Origin of the sequence: Curtobacterium sp. NPDC092190 (assembly GCF_044755625.1) — a bacterium.
In the GTDB taxonomy this organism is placed as follows: domain Bacteria; phylum Actinomycetota; class Actinomycetes; order Actinomycetales; family Microbacteriaceae; genus Curtobacterium.
The window spans coordinates 367,880-384,518 of sequence record NZ_JBIVRJ010000002.1 but is presented as its reverse complement, the minus strand read 5'-3'; the positions used below and the strand labels follow the sequence as shown (position 1 = coordinate 384,518).

Genomic DNA, 16,639 nt, shown 5'->3' with positions numbered 1-16,639 from the left:
ACCGCGCACGCAACCCGTGCGCCCGTGGAGCAGCAGCCGTCGGGTCACCCCCGTCCACTTGACGGTCCCTGCTCCGTCGACCGAGGGAGGCGGCCGCTCGGAGCGCACCGGTAGGGTCGGCTCGTGGCCAGCAACGACGCATTCGACGACCGCTACGACCTGCGCGAGTTCGCGCCGACGACCGACGCCGAGGGGGCGCCGACGCCGGAGACCGAGGCGTGGATGCGCGCCGTCGGGTTCGGGTTCCACGAAGCGCACCCCGACGCCGAGGGTGCCGCGCGGATGGCGTCGCACTTCCTGGAGGACCAGGAGACGTTCCTCGGCGTGTACCTGCGCGACCCGTTCCCGGGCTCGGTCGACGAGACGTGGCCGGCCGGGACCTTCACGTGGTTCCGCAAGCGCCTGACGTGGGCCGAGGGCGCCGCGATCGACACGCAGGCGATCTCGGCCGTGACGGTCCGACCGACCGAGCGTCGGCGCGGGATCCTCCGCCGGATGATGACGCACGCGCTCGAGCGCGGCATCGCCGAGGGCTACGCCGTCGCGTCCCTCACCGCGTCCGAGGGCACCATCTACCGCCGCTTCGGCTTCGGCTGCGCGATCCGTGAGCGGGCGGTGACCGTCCGCCGCGAGCGGGCACTGCCGCTGCTCGCGCCGACCACCGGCACCGTCGCGGTCGTCACGCCGGAGTGGCTCGCCGAGGGCACCGGGCGCGCCGTGTTCGACCGGTTCGACGCACGCACCCCGGGCTCGATGGTCCGGAACGCCGGCACGTGGCCGATCGTGTTCGGGCTCCGCGACGGCGAGGGCCAGCCCGCGAAGGACGTCCGCGCCGCGGTGCACCGCCCCGACGACTCCGACGAGGTCGACGGCTACGTGACCTGGCGCGTGAAGGAGGGCAAGGGCGACACCGTCCTCGAGATCGTCGACCTGGTCTACGCGAACGATGCCGCGTACCTGTCGCTCTGGGAGTTCCTGCTCTCGATCGACCTGAACGACGTGGTGCAGTACAGCCGCTCGCGGCTCGACGACCCGATCGTCGCGGCCCTCGGCGACAACCGCGCCTACGACGTCGAGCACGAGGAGGACCACGTCTGGCTCCGGGTGCTCGACGTGCCGGCGGTGCTCAGCAGCCGGCCGTACGCGGTCGACGGTTCGGTGACGCTCGCCGTCTCCGACGCGATGGGGTTCGCGTCGGGCACCTACCGGCTCGACGTCACCGACGGGCAGGGCACGGTGACGCGCCTGTCCGACGGTGACGACGGCGAGGCCGACCTGCGGCTCGACGTGGCGGACCTCGGCGCGGTGCTCATCGGCTCGGTGTCCCCGGTCACCCTCGCCGCGGCCGGACTCGTCCGTGCGGCGGACCCGGCGGCGCCCGCGCTGCTCCGGGCGATGCTCACGCCGGCCCGAACGCCGCACGGGATCACGTACTTCTGATGCCGGACGGCGAGCTCACCACGTCGATCGGACGTGCGCGGCAGGCCGTGGCCGTGCTGGCCTCCCCGACGCTCCGCGCCGCGGTGGTCGGTGGCGGGACGCTCGACGACCGGACCGCGGCGTCCGTGGCGGCGTTCGACTGGCTGGGCGACGACGGACCGGACAGCGCCGTGCTCGGACGGACGACGAAGGACCTGCAGCGGTTGCAGGGCACAGCGGCGCTGCTCGAGTTCGGGCGGATCGAGCGCATGCCCGCGCCGGAGGACCAGCGGCACCCGCTGTCGGTGCGCATCGTCGGCATCGTCGGGGATCGCCTCGGTCGAGCGCGTCCGGTGTCGGAGCGCGAGCTCAACGCGGCGATCGCGATGTTCTGCGCCGACGTCGCGATCGTGCGACGCGACGCGGTCGACCTCGGTGTGCTCGAGCGGACCGACGACGGCGCGGCCTACCGCTTCACCCGCTGACGACCGGCGGGGCCCCTTCCGCAGAACGCACCGTCGGCGACTCCTCGCAGCGCTGTACCGCTGCGAGCGGTCGCCGACGTTGCGCGTCGCGGGCCCGAGCTGCCGGCCGAGCGGGCCTCGCCCTAGGCCCGGCGACGCACCCGTGGGTCGACGAACGCGTAGACGACGTCCACGATCACGTTCGCGGTGACGATGAGCAGCGCCGAGAACACCGTGAAGCCGACGACCACCTGCAGGTCGAGGGTGTGCACCGCATCGATGAGCAGCGCTCCGAGGCCCTGCATCGAGAAGACCTTCTCGGTGATGACCGCGCCGCCGAGCAGCGACCCGAGGTCGAGCCCGAACAGCGTCACCACGGGCAGGATCGCGGTCCGGAGTCCGTGCCGCACGACGACCTGCCGCTCCCGCAGGCCCTTCGCACGCGCGGTCCGGACGAAGTCCTGCGACATCGACTCGAGCATCTCGCCGCGGGTCAGGCGCGCGTAGATGGCCGCGCTGATGAAGGCGAGCACGCACCACGGCAGCACCAGGTGCGTCACCCACCCGACCGGGTCCTCGACGAACGGCACGTACCCGCTCGTGGGCAGCCAGCCGAGGGTGAACCCGAACAGCAGGATCGCGAGCAGCCCGATCAGGTACGCGGGCGAGGACACCCCGGCGACGGCGACCGTCATGACGGCGCGGTCGGCCAGCGTCCCCCGCTTGAGCGCGGACACCGTGCCGCCCGCCACACCGGCGACGAGCCACAGCACGGCCGCCCCGACGGCGATCGACGCGGTCACGGGCAGGCGCGACGCGATGAGGTTCGTGACGCTGTCGTGCAGCTGGAACGAGTACCCGAAGCACGGTGCCGCGCACGTGATCGTGGAGGCCCCGGAACCGAAGGTGCGACCGGCGAAGATGCCGGCGAGGTACGCCCCGAACTGCGCGAACCATGGCTTGTCGGTGCCGAGGAACGCCTGCACGTCAGCGAGCCGCTCGGGCGTGCACGGCTTGTCGCAGATCGCCCGGGCCGGGTTCGTGGGCAGCAGCATGAACAGCGCGTAGGTGATCGCCGCGACGACGAACAGCACGACGACGGCGCCGAGGATCCGGACGGCCAGGAAGCGGACGGTGCTCATCGGTCGCCCCCGCGCGGGTCGAGGGCGTCGCGCAGGGCGTCACCGAGCACGTTGAAGGCCAGGGTGATGAGGAACAGTGCGGCTCCGGGGAAGACGAGGTACATCGGATCGGTCTGCACCCAGCCGATCGCGTCGCCGATGCTGCGGCCCCACGACGGCGTCGGCGGGTTCACCCCGACGGCCAGGAAGGACAGCGCGGCCTCGGCGCCGATCATCGACGGGATCGAGATGGTCGCGTAGACGGTGATCGTCGCGGCGAGGTTCGGCAGGAGCTGCTTGCGGATGACGTGCCAGCGCCCCGCACCCATCGCGGTCGAGGCGACGACGTAGTTCCGGCTCACGAGCGAGAGCGTCTGCCCGCGCACGACACGGGCGACGGAGGGCCACCCGAAGAACCCGATCACGAGCACGACGAGCAGCGGCTTCGGGAACGACGTCGGCACGACCGCGGTGAGCGCGATCATGAAGACCAGGGACGGGAACCCGAAGATCACGTCGACCACGCGCGACAGCACCCGGTCGTACCAGCCGCCGAGGAACCCGGTGGTGACACCGACGAGCACCCCGATCACGATCGACATCGCGGTCGCGGCGAGCCCGATGCCGAGCGAGGTCCGTGCGCCGTAGGTCACGATGGCGAACAGGTCCCGCCCGGTCAGCGGCTCGACGCCGAACCAGTGCTCGCCGCTCACGCCGCCGGCAGCACCGCGGGGAGCCCCGAAGTCGTTCAGTGCGTCGACGTCGTAGCTGTACGGGTTCTGCCCGGTGGCGGCGGCGATGAGCGGTGCGGCGATCGCCACGACGACGAACACCGCGATGACGATCGCGGCGGCCACGGCCCAGCGGTCCTGACGGACCCGGCGCACCACGGCGCGGAACCCGGTGGTCCGACCGGCCGACGTGGAGACGGGCCGGTCGACGACGTTCGCGGTCACGAGACCACTCCTTCCCAGGCACGCCAGGCCTCGCGGCGGGCGGCCTGTCGCGCGGGATCGGCGACCGGGGCCGCCGCGAGCAGCATGCGCGTGTAGTCCTGCTGCGGGTGGTCGAGCACGGCGGAGGTCGCGCCGCGCTCGACGATGCGGCCGTCGTGCAGCACGACGACGTCGTCGGCGAGCTGGCGCACGACGGCCAGGTCGTGGCTGATGAGCAGCATGCCGAAGCCGAACTCGTCCTGCAGGTCCGCGAGCAGGTCGAGCACGGCGGCCTGCACGGTGACGTCGAGGGCGCTGGTCGGCTCGTCGGCGATCACCAGCGCCGGTCGGAGCGCCAGTGCCCGGGCGACGGCGACGCGCTGCCGCTGGCCGCCCGACAGCTGGTGCGGGAACCGTTCGGTCCACGACGGGTCGAGCTGCACCGCGGACAGGAGCTCGCGGGCGCGGTCGGCGCGCGAGGCCGGTGTGCCCTCGCCGTGCACGAGCAGCGGTTCGGCGATGCTCCAGCCGATGGTCTGTCGCGGGTTCAGCGACGACGCCGGGTCCTGGAAGACGATGCCCACGCGGCTGCGGAGCTCGCGCAGTCGCTTCCCGCGTGCGGTGCGCAGGTCGTTGCCGTCCACCTCGACCGAGCCGTCCACGACGGGGACGAGTCCGGCGAGCGCGCGGCCGATGGTCGACTTGCCGGACCCCGACTCCCCCACCAGGCCGAGCGTCCGACCGGCCGTGAGTTCGAGGTCGATCCCGTGCACCGTGGGGTCGCCGCGGCGTGCGTAGCGCACGGCGACGTCGCGCAGGCGCGCGACCGCGGGTGATGGCCGGGAGGCACGAGACCCAGCCCCGGACCCGGCCGCGGCCGACGGTGCGGACGCGGGGTGTGCCTCCAGGGCGGGGACCGCGGCGAGGAGCTCGCGCGTGTAGTCGGCCTCCGGGTGCGCGAAGACGTCGGCGACCGCTCCGTGCTCGACGGGGTCACCGCGGCGCATCACCAGCACCTCGTCGGCGACGTCCGCGACCACACCCATGTCGTGGGTGATGAGCAGGACGGCGAGGTCGCGCTCGCGACCGAGCCGACGAAGCAGGTCGAGGATCCCGGCCTGGACCGTCACGTCGAGTGCGGTCGTCGGCTCGTCGGCGAACAACGCGACGGGGTCTCCCGCGAGCGCCATCGCGATCATCGTCCGCTGGAGCTGCCCGCCGGACAGCTCGTGCGGGTAGGCCTTCCGGATCCGGGCCGGGTCCGGCAGCCCGGCAGCCCGGAGCAGCTCGTCGACGCGGGCGGAGACGCCCGCCCGGTCCAGGTCGGTCGGGTGCGCCCGCACGGCCTCGGCGATCTGCGTGCCGATCGCCAGCACGGGGGTGAACGAGTTCATCGGTTCCTGGAACACGACCCCGATGCCCGCACCACGGACGGCGCGCAGCTCGTCCACGGAGGCGCCGATGAGCTCGGTCCCGCGGAACCGGGCGCTGCCCGACACACGGGCGGAGGGTGGCAGGAGTCCGAGCACGCTCATCGCGCTGACGGACTTGCCCGAACCGGACTCGCCGACGAGCGCGAGCACCCGGCCGGGCGTCAGGGTGAAGGAGACGTCACGGACGACGGGCTCCGCGTCGCCGAACGCGACGCGGAGCCCCTCGACCTCGAGCAGCGGTGCACTCACTGCGAGAGCGAGACCTTGAGGTAGTTCGGGTAGGCCGGGAAGTCCGCGATGCGGAAGTTCTCGACGTTCGACCCGGCCAGGAAGGACTGCTTCGCGTAGATCAGCGGGACCACGGGTGCGTCCTCCATGATCCGCCGGTCCGCCTGCGCCCACAGCTCCTGCGCCTCGGACTGGTCGACCGTGCCGGTCGCCTTCGCGATGAGGGCGTCGACCTCGGGGTTGCTGTACTTCGAGACGTTGTACCCGCCCCCACCGATCTCCGACGAGTCGTAGAGCGGCTGGATGTTGGCGTTCGCGCTCGGGAAGTCCGGCTGCCAGCTCGACAGCGAGAGGTCGAAGTCGGTGCCGTTCGTCGTCGCCTGGGTGAACGAGTCGTAGTCGAGCGGCTTGAGCGTGACCGTGATGCCGGCGCGCTTCAGGCCCGCCTGCAGGGCCTGCGCCTGGGACAGGTAGGTCGGGTCGTTCTGCGTCACCAGCGTGAGCTTCAGGTCCTCGGCACCGGCGTCCTGCAGCAGCGCCTTCGCCTTGTCGACGTCGCCCGTCGCGCCGGTCTCGTACAGGTCGTAGTCCTGGCGTCCGGCGATGCCCGGCGTCACGAGCGTCGATGCGTACTCGCCGGCGAGCGCGCCGCCGGCAGCGATGCGGAACGACTTGCGGTCGACGGCGTACTGCAGCGCCTGGCGGACCTTCAGGTCCTTGAGCGCCCCGCGCTGCGTGTTGATCGCCATGTAGGTGATCGGGCCGGCCTTGCTCGTCGCGAGGCGGTCCTGCGCAGCGGGGTTGGCGCGCACCTGGTTGAGCTCGGCGGCACCGAGGAACTGCGCACCGAAGGCGTTCTTCGCGTCACCGTTGTCGGCGATCAGGCTCTGCGTCGTGGTCGACGCGTCCTGGCTCTCCTTGAAGACGATCTTCGACGGACCGGCCGTGCGGATCGCGTCGGTCTTCGCGCTCCACTCCTTGTTCCGGACGAGCGTCACCTGCGAGCCCTGCGTGTTTGACTCGATCTGGTACGGGCCGCTCGACACGGGCTTCGCGTCGTACGCGCCGGTGTCCTTGCCCTCACCCTCGGGCACGGGCGCGAACGCCGGCATCGACGCGAGCCACGGCCAGTCGCCGTACGGGGCGTCGAGCGTGAAGACGATGGTCCTGTCGTCGGGGGTCTCGATGCTGTCGAGCGTCTTCCCCTCGAACGGGCCCTGGTAGTCGGAGCCGCCGACCAGCAGGGACTTGTGGTAGCTCAGGCCGCCGGTGAGGTTCGGCGCGAAGGACCGCTCGATCCCCCACTTGATGTCCTTCGTGGTGATCGGCGTGCCGTCCTGGAACTTCAGGCCGTCCTTGAGCGTGTAGGTCCAGGTCCTGCCGCCGTTGCTCGACTCACCCGTGGTGGTCGCCAGGTCGGGGACGACCTTCGCGGTCTTCCCGGGCTGGACGTCCCACGTGGTCAGGCGGCGGGCGACCAGGCCCATCGAGGTGATGCCGAGGCTCTGGCTCGTCGCCGGGTCCCAGTGCAGCGCGGTCTGCGCGGTGAGGATGTCGAGCGTGCCGCCCTTGCTCGTGCCGGTGGACGCGTCGTCCGACGCGCCGCCACCCGAGCAGCCGGTCAGCACGAGGGCTGCGGCGGCGGCGACGGCCGCGGTGATCGTCAAGCGCTTGGGGCGGTGCATGGTGTGCTGCTCCTCGTGGGGGGGTGGGGGTGTCGAGCGCCGCCGACCGGAGGTCCGGTCTGCTGCGGCCAGCGTCGTCGTGGTGGACGGGGTGTCCGTCCCGGTTCGGGTGGCCGGGCGGTCCATGGTGGCACCGGTCGGTGCGCGGACCCGAACGCTCGCGTGGTCCGGACGACATGCAACGCAACATTGCACGACGCAACAGCACAACGCCTGCGGCTCGAGCGTATTCCCGCGGCGCGCAGGGCGTCCGGTCACGCCCGACGGACGGCGACGACGGACACCGGTCGGGAGGCGCGGCGCGGCCCCGTCAGGCCGTGACCGTCGTCCTCACGGCGCGGCCCCGTCAGGCCGCGACCGTCGTCCCCGCGGCTCGGCCGGCGATCGCTCCGACCCCGAGCGCCGAGCCGAGGAACACGACGGCGAGGATCGCCCAGCCGGCGGTCCCGAGGTCGACGGCGGTGAGGGTCACCACGGTGGGCGCGATCATCGCTGCGACCGCGTACCCGGTGCCGTACACGCCCTGGTACGCACCGATCCGGTCCGCCGGTGCGAGCTCGAAGCTCAGCGCCCACCCCGCCGCACTCGACGTGATCTCCGCGAGCGAGTGTGCGACGGCCGCGAGGACGAGCACGGCGGTCGCGGTCGCAGCCGCCGCCCAGTCGTCCCCGCGGACCCACCCGGCGGCGGCCCACAGGCCGCAGGCGACCGCCATGACCCACCCCGCGTGCCGCATCACCCGGCCCGCTCCCGCGACGGTGTCCGTCCCGCGGCTCAGCCGGACCTGCAGCAGGACGACGATCACGGTGTTCACGAGCAGCAGCGGCGAGACGAGCACGTCCGGGGTGACGGTGTGCTGCACGACCCAGATCGGCACCCCGACCTCGAACAGGCCGAACTGCATGCCGAACAGTCCCGTCAGTGCAGTGACGGCGAGGAACCGCACGTCGCGGTAGGGGCTCCGGCCGGCGGGTTCCCGACGCACGATCGTGCCGGTGTCCGTACGGTCCGCGGGAGCCGCGTCGACGCGCGCCGCCGACAGACCCGCGACGAGGACCGCCGACGCCAGGAACAGCGCGCCGGAGAGCACCATCGTCACGCGGTAGGCCTCGCCGGTGCCGATCGCGAGCGGGACCGCGGCGAGCGCCGTCCCCACGCCGATGCCGACGTTCGTGACCGTGCGCATGGTCGCCCGGACGCGGACCCGCTCGGTGCCCGGGAACGCCCGGCCGACCACGGCGCTGCGGACGGCGCTGCCGCCCTGCTGCGCGAGGGTCACGACGGACGCCGTCACGACGAGCGTCGGCAGGTCGTGCACGAGCACGTAGCTGATGAGCGCGAGCCCCTGCACCAGGTGCAGCCAGACGAGCATCCGTCGCGCGCTGAACCGGTCCGCGAGGTGCCCGAACACGAGCGACGCGGCGACGCCGACCGCGCCGGCGACCGTGAGGCCGAGACCGACCGCGACGGCCGGGAGCCCGACGATCGTGATGAGGTACAGCGAGGTGAGCGTGAAGAAGGCACCGCGCCCGAGGGTGTCCACCAACGTGACCGTGAGCAGACGTCGGAGCGTCGGGTCCTGTCGGACCAGGGTGCGGATGGGGACCGGTTGCGCCGTGGTGCTCACGGTCCTGTTCTCGCAGCAGCGCGGTGCTGACCAGAACGGATGTAGCGTCAGGCTTCATGATCCGCTACCGACTCGAGCCCTCCGACGTCTCGGCGGTGCGGTTCGGCATCTCGCCGCTGTCGGAGCTCGGCCTCGGGCTGCGCGCCTTCCGAGCACCCGAGCGGTACCCCTTGCAGCGGCCGTGGCTCGAGCGCATCGCCGGCGTGCTGCCCGTCCTCGACCGCCCTGTCCTCGCCGCCCTGGTCGACGAGCGCCGGTGGGTCGCGGACTTCGTCAACCCCCGTCCGGAGTCCCCGCTGGGGTCGTTCGACGACGAGCTCCGGGCCCTCGGTCGGATCTCCCCCTCCCGGCTCCGGACCGACCTCGAGCGGGTGCACGGCACCGTGCCGGACGTGTTCGTCGGGCGCCACGAGGACGTCGTCGACCGGCTCGTCCGGGCGCTCGCCACGACGTGGGAGCTCTGCTTCGCACCGTACTGGCCGCGGATGCGCCGCGTGCTGCAGGCCGACGTGACGCACCGCGGCCGGATCGCCGCGCACGAGGGCGTCGGCGCGGTGCTCGGCGGGCTGTCCGAGTCGGTGCGCTTCGACGGCCGACACGTCGACGTCCGGTTGAGCAGCCCGATCGCGCGCGACCGCCCGGTGCAGGGTGCGGGGCTGACGCTCGTCCCGTCGGTGTTCGTCGTCCGCGCGTCGACGCCGATCGACGACGACATGCCCCCGACCGTCATGTACCCGGCGCGGGGGCAGGGCGCGATGTGGTCGACCGCGTCACACCCCGACGCCGGCGCCGTCCGCGACCTGCTCGGGGGCACGCGGGCCGCGCTCCTCGACGCGCTCGGCGAGCCTGCGTCGTCGACCGACCTCGCGATGCGGTTCGGCGTCTCGACCTCGGCCGTCAACCAGCACCTGCGGGTGATGGAACGGGGCGGGCTGCTCAACCGGACGCGGTACGGCCGCGCGGTGCTGTACTACCGCAGCACCGTCGGCGACGCGCTCGTCCGACGGGAGTGAGCGCGTCGCCGTCGGGCGTCACCGGTCGAACAGCCCACCGAGGAAGTCGTTGCCCAGGTTCGACGCCTGCTCCCCCAGACCGGACGCCTGCTCGCCGAGGCCGGACGCCTGCTCGCCCAGTCCGCCCAGGAACTGCTCGCCCTCGGCAGCGAAGCCCTCGACGCCGCCGCCCAGATCCGCGAGACCGAGGTCGCTCATGCCCGAGGCGATGCCCTCGAAGTCGACACCGAGGTCGGCCGCGCCGGCCAGCACGGGTGCCGCCGCTGCGCTCACCACCGCTCCTCCGGCGACCGCCACCGCGAGACCACCGAGCGCCACCGCACCGGCGCCGACGGCAGCACCGCCGGCGAAGGCGCCGCCCCTGCCGCTGCCCGGTCGTCCGGAGCCGCCGAGCACACGGCGGATGAGCCCGGGTCGGGACATCTCGCCGCGGGTCATCGCCCGTGCCATGCCGCCGGACGAGTCGTCCCGCAGGTGCTCGTGCGGCGGGAGCTCCGAGTTCAACCGGTCCCGCACCTGCTGCCGCTGCGCCGGGGTGAGCCGGGCGAAGGCGTCGTGGTGCACCTGCTCGATCTGGTCCGGGTTCGCCGTCCGCAGCAGGTAGTCGTACTTCGCCAGGGCGACCTTGTCGGCGTCGGCGTGCCCGCCGTGCGCCTGCGGCTGCCCCGGGTGCTGCTCGGGCCGACCGTACTGCTGCTGCGGCTGCCCGTACTGCTGCTGTCCCGGCTGCTGCTGCCCGTACTGCTGCTGTCCCGGCTGCTGCTGGCCCGGCCGCTGCTGTCGCGACCGGTCGTCGCCCGTCAGCTTGTCCGCGGCAGTCCGGACGATGTCACGCCAGTCGGTCCCGCCCCCGGTGCCGTGCGGGTTCTGCTGGTGGCCGGCTGCGGCGTTCCCCTGCGCGCGCTGCTTCTGCATCTGCTTGTCGATGACCTTCGAGGCCATGCCGAGGATCCGGTTCAGGTTCGCCATGCCCCAACCTTTGTGATCACACATGTGAGCACTCAGCGACGGAGCAGTGCGCCACCCCCCGATCAGGTCCGAGAGCGCTGGGAGCGCGACACCGGCCGCGGCACGCTCGCGTCGAACCACGATCCCGACGTCGAACCAGCCGCAGTACCTGGTTCGGTGTCGGGAGCCTGGTTCGGAACCGCGCCCGGCACCCGGCACCCGGCAGGCGCGTCAGGACAGCAGGCGCGCCAGGAACGCGTTGCGGAACCGCTCGGACGGGTCGAGGTCCCGCGCGAGCGCCGCGAAGTCGTCGAGGCGCGGGTACGCCTCACGCAGGCGTTCGACGCTCGCGGCGGAGACCTTCCCCCAGTGCGGGCGGGGATCGAAGGGCGCGAGGACCTCCTCGATCCGCTCGACCGCGGCAGCCACGGCCTCGGCGTCCCGTCGGAAGGTGAAGTGCAGCCCGACCGACTGCCGTCCCGACGAGGGCGCCAGCCATGCCGTGTCGGCGGCGATCGTCCGGACCTCGGCCGCGATGAGCAGCGGCGCGAAGATCGGCTCGAGCGGGCGCAGCGCATCGAGCGCGGCGACGGCGTGCTCTGCGGGGACCAGGTACTCCGCCTGGATCTCGGCACCGGTGGACGGCTCGAAGGTCGACCGGAAGTGCGGCAGCCGCTCGGCCCACGGCCCGGGGACCCCGCCCTGCTCGGTGACGCTCGCGGCGTCGTTCTCCCCCGGGTGCACGGGCCCGTCCGCCCGACGGGCACCGAGCGCGACGAGGTCGACCGACGGTGCAGGTTCGTCGACGCGGTGCTTCGTCCAGACCTGTCGGGCACCGCGGTCGTCGAACGAGGTGAACAAGGACACCGAGTACGCGTCCGACACCACCCGGTCGACGTGCTCGAGGACGGCGTCCCAGGGCAGGTCGAGGTGCACGGTCGTGGCCACCTGGAACGTCGGCTCGATCGCGAGCTCGACCGCGGTGACGACGCCGAGCGCACCGAGTGCCACCCGGTGCGCGTCGAGGGCGCCGTCCGGCGACGACGCGTCGACCCGGACGACGTCGCCGGAGGCCCGAACGACCTCGAGCCCGACCACCGCCTGCGCGAGCGACGGGTTGCGGACGCCGGAGCCGTGCGTGCCGGTGGCGACCGCGCCGGCGACCGAGATGTGCGGCAGGGAGGCGAGGTTCGCGAGGGCCCAGCCACGAGCCTCCAGGCCGGCCGCCACCTGTGCGTGCGTCATGCCGGCGGCGACCCGCACCACGCGCCGGTCGGCGTCGACCTCGAGCACCGGCGGGAGGCCGGCGAGCGTGACCTGGACGGCGTCGGTGTCGGCGATCTCGTTGAACGAGTGCGTCGAGCCGAGCGCCGTCAGGCGCGGTGTGGCCGCGACGAGCTGCTGGACCGCCGCGACCGAGGTGGGGCGGTCGAGCGCGGAGGCGCGGTAGGTGACGTTCCCCGCCCAGTTGGTGCGCGTCGTCGCGGCCACGGTCACGGTCCTAGAACCCGCGGTCGAGACGGTGCCACGCCTGCTGCAGGCGGAGCTCGTCGCGGAACCCGCGAGCCGTGGTGTGCTCGTCGATGACGAGGAACTCGGTGCCGACCATGGTCGCGAGGTCCTCGACGACCTGCAGGCCGACGGCCGTCGTCATGACGGTGTGGTGGGCGGCGCCGGCGGTGAGCCAGGCCTCCGCGGCGACCGGGAACGACGGACGCGGCTCCCAGACGGCACGACCGACCGGCAGGTTCGGCAGCGCCTCGGTCGGCGGGACGACGTCGACGACGTTCGCGGTGAGGCGGAAGCCGTCACGCGTGTCGGACAGGGCGACCACGACGGCCTCGCCGGCGTCCGCGGTGAAGACCAGGCGCACCGGGTCGTCCTTGCCGCCGATGCCGAGCGGGTGGATCTCGAGCGTCGGCGTCGCGGTGGTGAGCGTCGGCGAGACCTCGAGCATGTGCGCGCCGAGGATCTTCTCGGCACCCGGGGTGAGGTCGTACGTGTAGTCCTCCATGAGGGAGGCCCCACCGGGCAGGCCCGCACCGGCGACGTTCATCGCGCGGACGAGGACGGCGGTCTTCCAGTCGCCCTCGGCGCCGAAGCCGTAGCCGTCGGCCATGAGCCGCTGCACCGCGAGGCCGGGCAGCTGCTTGAGCGTGCCGAGGTCCTCGAAGTTCGTCGTGAACGCGGCGGAGCCGTTCTGCTCCAGGAGTGCACGGAGGCCGAGCTCGATCGCGGCGCCGTCGCGGAGCGCCTGGTGACGGTCACCGCCGTCGCGCCGCAGCGACGCGTCGACGTCGTAGTCGCGCTCGTAGACGGCGACGAGCTCGTCGACCGCTGCCGTGTCCGCCTCGGCCTCGGCCACCGCTGCGGCCAGCTCGTTCACGGCCCAGGTGTTCACCTGCACGCCGAGCTCGATCTCCGCCTCGGTCTTGTCGCCCTCGGTGACGGCGACGTACCGCATGTTGTCGCCGAAGCGCGTCAGCTTCAGCTCGCGGACGGCCGCCGCACCGGCCGCGGCGCGCGTCCAGTCCTCCACCCGCGAGACCACGCGCGGGTCGGACACGTGCCCGACGGCGGTCGCGTGCCGGACGCCGAGGCGGGCCAGCGCGTAGCCGAACTCGCGGTCGCCGTGCGCGGCCTGGTTGAGGTTCATGAAGTCGAAGTCGATGTCGCCCCACGGCAGCGCGACGTTCGCCTGGGTGTGCAGGTGCAGCAGCGGCTTCGTGAGCGCCTGCAGGCCACCGATCCACATCTTGGCCGGGCTGAACGTGTGCATCCACGTCGTCACACCGATGACCTTGTCGTCGGCGCTCGCCTCGATGAGCGCGCGACGGATGCCGTCGGCGTCCTTGAGCACCGGCTTCCACACGAGCTTCACGGGCAGTGCACCCGCGAGCTCCGCGTGCACGGCCTTGCTCTGCTCCTCGACCTGGCGCAGGGTCTCCTCGCCGTACAGGCCCTGCGACCCGGTGAGGAACCAGACCTCGTAGCTGTCGAGGGTGGCCTGGGGGTTCACCTGCGTCATCGCATGGCTCCTTCGGGGTTCTGTCCGTAGACGTTCTGGTAGCGATCGAAGAGTCGATCGATGTCGTCGGGGGTGATCGGCACGAGCTCCCCGCCCTGCTTCGCGATGTGCACGGTGCGTGCGACGTCCTCGCACATCACCGCCGCCTTCACGGCGTCCTTCGCGTCCTTGCCGATCGTGAAGACGCCGTGGTTCTGCATGAGCACGGCACGGCTCCGGTGACCGGCGAGGGTGTCGACGATGCCGCGGCCGATGGAGTCGTCGCCGATGATCGCGAACGGGCCGACCGGGATCGGACCGCCGAACTCGTCCGCCATCGCGGTGATCACGCAGGGGATCTCCTCGGCGCGGGCGGCCCACGCCGTGGCGTACGTCGAGTGGGTGTGCACGACGCCGCCCACCTCGGGCATGTTCCGGTAGACGAAGGCGTGCGCGGCGGTGTCGGACGACGGACCGTGCGCGTTGCCCCACCCGTCGGCGGGCAGCCCGTCGAGGGTGCAGACCACCTGGTTCTCCGGGGTGAGGTCGTCGCTGGAGACCCCGCTCGGCTTGATGACGAACAGGTCGGTGCCCGGCACGCGCTCGGAGACGTTGCCGCCCGTCCAGATGACGAGGCCGTAGCGGACGAGCTCGCCGTGCAGGGACGCGACGCGCTCCCGCGCCGCGGCGACCGCCGCCCTCGTCTCGTCCGTGATCGGTCCGGTCATGCGGCTGACTCCTTCTCGGTCTGGAGGCGCGCCTCGACCACGTCGGTCGGCTCGCCCTGGTCGGTCGGTGCGGGCTGCCCCGTCGGTGCGGCCTGGTCCGTCGGTGCGGCCTGGTCCGTCGGTCCGGCCTGGTGGCTCGCCACGCTGGTGCGGGTCGCCGCGGCGGCGACGTCCTGCACGGGGAGGGCCGCGCGGTAGCGGACCAGGTAGTCCTGGAAGCCCGCGACGTCGCGGTCCTCGGGCTCGGCGACGTCGATCGCGTCGCCGCGGAACACCGTGTCGGCGAGGAAGTCCTCCAGCGGGCGGTCGGTGTGCTCCAGGTACGCCGCGAGCACCGCGATGCCCCAGGCGCCACCCTCGCCCGCGGTCTCCTCGAGGGCGACCGGCACGCGGAGCGCTGCGGCGAGCAGGCGCTGCGGGGCACCGGGCGTGCGGAAGAGGCCGCCGTGCGCGGTCATCCGGTCGACGGCGACCTCCTCGCCGTGCAGGACGTCCATGCCGATCGCGAGGGTCGCGAAGGCACCGTGCACCTCGGAGCGGACGAGGTTGCCGAGCGTGAAGCGGGCACCGGGGGTGCGCAACAGCAGGGGTCGGCCGTCCTCGACGTGCGTGACCGGCTCGCCGGCCAGGTAGTTGAAGGAGAGCAGCCCGCCGGCGTCGGGGTCCGAGTCGGCGGCCTCGGCCAGCAGGGTGGCGTAGACGTCGTCGACGGGGACCGACGCGCTGCCGGTCCGTTCGCTCGTGGCCTCGGCGAACCGGCCGAAGACACGGGCCCAGGCGGCGATCTCGCTCGCACCGTTGTTGCAGTGCACCATCGCGACCGCGTCACCGGCCGGGGTCGTGACGACGTCGAGCTCCTCGTGCGGGGTCCGGAGTGCCCGCTCGAGCACGACCATCGCGAAGATGCTCGTGCCGACGCTGACGTTGCCGGTGCGCGGGGCGACGGCGTTCGTGGCCACCATGCCCGTGCCGGCGTCGCCCTCGGGCGGGCAGAACGGGACGCCGGGCCGCAGCGTGCCGGTGGGGTCGAGCCACGTGGCTCCCTCGGGGGTGAGCGCACCCGCGTCCTCACCCGCGACGAGCATCTCGGGGAGCAGGGCGCGGAGGTCCGGGACGCGGTCGCCGAGCAGGTCCTGCGTGGCGGCGAGCATCGACGCGTCGTAGTCGCGGCGACCGGGCTCCCCCGGGGCGCTCTCGACCGGGCCGGACTCGATCGGGAACATGCCGCTCGCGTCGCCGACGCCGAGGACGTCGCGGCCCGTGAGCATGCGGTGCACGTACCCGGCGAGCGTCGTGACGCCGGCCAGCTGGGCGACGTGCGGCTCGTCGTCGAGCACGGCCTGGTACAGGTGCGCGACCGACCAGCGCTGCGGGACGTTGAAGTCGAGCGCGGCGCTCAGCTGCTCGGCGGCCGGACCGGTCGAGGTGTTGCGCCAGGTGCGGAACGGGACGAGGAGCTCGCCGTCCTCGTCGAACGCCAGGTAGCCGTGCATCATCGCGGAGACGCCCGCCGCGCGGAAGGCCGTCGGGCGGACACCGAACTGCCGCTCGACGTCGGCGACCAGGTCGGCGTAGGCCGCGCGGACACCGGTCTCGACGGCGACCAGCGGGTAGGTCCACCGCCCGTCGACGTACTCGTTCTCCCACTCGTGGGAGCCGCTCGCGATCGGTCGGAGCTGCTCGTCGACGAGCACGGCCTTGATCCGGGTGGAGCCGAGCTCGATGCCGAGTGTCGTGCGGCCGTCCTCGACCTGCTGTCGGCGGTCGTCGCTCATGTGTCCTCCCGAGACCTCGTCGTCCTGCGTGAGCGCTCACATCCTGGCACGTGAGCGCTCACGCCTGCAACGCGTCGGCGCGCCGCGGGCGCCGGGCTCCCGCCCGCTCCCGCCCGCTCCCCCCGCTACTCCCCCCGCCGAGCGGGCACGATCCGTCACGCTCGACATCCCTCGCCGACACATCCCACCCACTCGGCGGCACGCCCGCGGCGGGTCGTGCCCGCTCGCGCAGCCGGGCACCCCCGCCCGCCGCCCG

At 72.9% G+C, this 16,639-nt stretch carries 13 protein-coding genes; 3 read left to right on the top strand and 10 right to left on the bottom strand.

Annotation, left to right across the window (positions count from 1 at the left end; all coding sequences use genetic code 11):
* The first annotated feature begins 123 nt into the window (after positions 1 to 123).
* Together ACIQFY_RS05960 and ACIQFY_RS05955 are read left to right on the top strand one after the other, a co-directional pair.
* Positions 124 to 1,440 carry a GNAT family N-acetyltransferase gene (locus ACIQFY_RS05960; RefSeq protein ID WP_400338753.1) on the top strand — a complete coding sequence of 439 codons (1,317 nt, stop codon included), beginning with the start codon at positions 124 to 126 and terminating at the stop codon, positions 1,438 to 1,440.
* Positions 1,440 to 1,904, top strand: coding sequence for a DUF2087 domain-containing protein (locus tag ACIQFY_RS05955; RefSeq protein ID WP_326495326.1), 465 nt, complete (start codon positions 1,440 to 1,442; stop codon positions 1,902 to 1,904). Before ACIQFY_RS05960 ends, ACIQFY_RS05955 begins: the two co-directional genes overlap by 1 nt.
* A gap of 122 nt (positions 1,905 to 2,026) precedes the next feature.
* Here the strand turns inward: ACIQFY_RS05955 and ACIQFY_RS05950 are convergent, their stop codons facing one another.
* The 5 genes from ACIQFY_RS05950 to ACIQFY_RS05930 all read right to left on the bottom strand — a co-directional run bounded on the left by ACIQFY_RS05950 (position 2,027) and on the right by ACIQFY_RS05930 (position 8,912).
* On the bottom strand, positions 2,027 to 3,025 hold the full coding sequence (locus ACIQFY_RS05950) for an ABC transporter permease (protein ID WP_066655611.1): 999 nt from the start codon (positions 3,023 to 3,025) through the stop codon (positions 2,027 to 2,029).
* Entirely contained in the window at positions 3,022 to 3,960 is a 939-nt protein-coding gene (locus ACIQFY_RS05945; protein ID WP_326495324.1) for an ABC transporter permease, read from the bottom strand. The genes ACIQFY_RS05950 and ACIQFY_RS05945 overlap by 4 nt, the downstream gene beginning before the upstream one ends.
* Positions 3,957 to 5,621 carry an ABC transporter ATP-binding protein gene (locus tag ACIQFY_RS05940; RefSeq protein ID WP_326495323.1) on the bottom strand — a complete coding sequence of 555 codons (1,665 nt, stop codon included), beginning with the start codon at positions 5,619 to 5,621 and terminating at the stop codon, positions 3,957 to 3,959. The genes ACIQFY_RS05945 and ACIQFY_RS05940 overlap by 4 nt, the downstream gene beginning before the upstream one ends.
* The gene (locus ACIQFY_RS05935; protein WP_400338749.1) at positions 5,618 to 7,285 is read right to left on the bottom strand and encodes an ABC transporter substrate-binding protein; all 1,668 of its coding nucleotides are present in this window, start codon (positions 7,283 to 7,285) and stop codon (positions 5,618 to 5,620) included. The genes ACIQFY_RS05940 and ACIQFY_RS05935 overlap by 4 nt, the downstream gene beginning before the upstream one ends.
* 346 nt (positions 7,286 to 7,631) lie before the next feature.
* Positions 7,632 to 8,912: an MFS transporter gene (locus tag ACIQFY_RS05930; RefSeq protein WP_326495322.1), complete on the bottom strand. Its 1,281-nt coding sequence runs from the start codon at positions 8,910 to 8,912 to the stop codon at positions 7,632 to 7,634.
* 56 nt (positions 8,913 to 8,968) lie between these two features.
* Here ACIQFY_RS05930 and ACIQFY_RS05925 point away from each other — a divergent pair, with 56 nt between their 5' ends.
* Positions 8,969 to 9,925, top strand: a complete 957-nt coding sequence (locus ACIQFY_RS05925; protein ID WP_326495321.1) for a DUF5937 family protein — start codon at positions 8,969 to 8,971, stop codon at positions 9,923 to 9,925.
* An 18-nt stretch (positions 9,926 to 9,943) separates the two neighbouring features.
* On the opposite strand, the gene ACIQFY_RS05920 is transcribed toward ACIQFY_RS05925, so the two are convergent.
* The 5 genes from ACIQFY_RS05920 to ACIQFY_RS05900 all read right to left on the bottom strand — a co-directional run bounded on the left by ACIQFY_RS05920 (position 9,944) and on the right by ACIQFY_RS05900 (position 16,383).
* A complete protein-coding gene (locus ACIQFY_RS05920; protein WP_326495320.1) occupies positions 9,944 to 10,894 on the bottom strand; it encodes a cation-transporting ATPase in 951 nt (316 codons plus the stop codon).
* A gap of 210 nt (positions 10,895 to 11,104) precedes the next feature.
* The gene (locus ACIQFY_RS05915; RefSeq protein WP_400338746.1) at positions 11,105 to 12,364 is read right to left on the bottom strand and encodes an FAD-binding protein; all 1,260 of its coding nucleotides are present in this window, start codon (positions 12,362 to 12,364) and stop codon (positions 11,105 to 11,107) included.
* Positions 12,365 to 12,374: 10 nt separating this feature from the next.
* Positions 12,375 to 13,901 (bottom strand): L-arabinose isomerase, encoded by a 1,527-nt coding sequence (gene araA, locus ACIQFY_RS05910; protein ID WP_251161021.1) that lies wholly within the window; start codon positions 13,899 to 13,901, stop codon positions 12,375 to 12,377.
* Positions 13,898 to 14,608 carry an L-ribulose-5-phosphate 4-epimerase gene (locus ACIQFY_RS05905; RefSeq protein WP_400338744.1) on the bottom strand — a complete coding sequence of 237 codons (711 nt, stop codon included), beginning with the start codon at positions 14,606 to 14,608 and terminating at the stop codon, positions 13,898 to 13,900. The genes araA and ACIQFY_RS05905 overlap by 4 nt, the downstream gene beginning before the upstream one ends.
* A complete protein-coding gene (locus tag ACIQFY_RS05900) occupies positions 14,605 to 16,383 on the bottom strand; it encodes a xylulokinase (RefSeq protein WP_400338742.1) in 1,779 nt (592 codons plus the stop codon). The genes ACIQFY_RS05905 and ACIQFY_RS05900 overlap by 4 nt, the downstream gene beginning before the upstream one ends.
* Between the last annotated feature and the right edge of the window lie 256 nt (positions 16,384 to 16,639).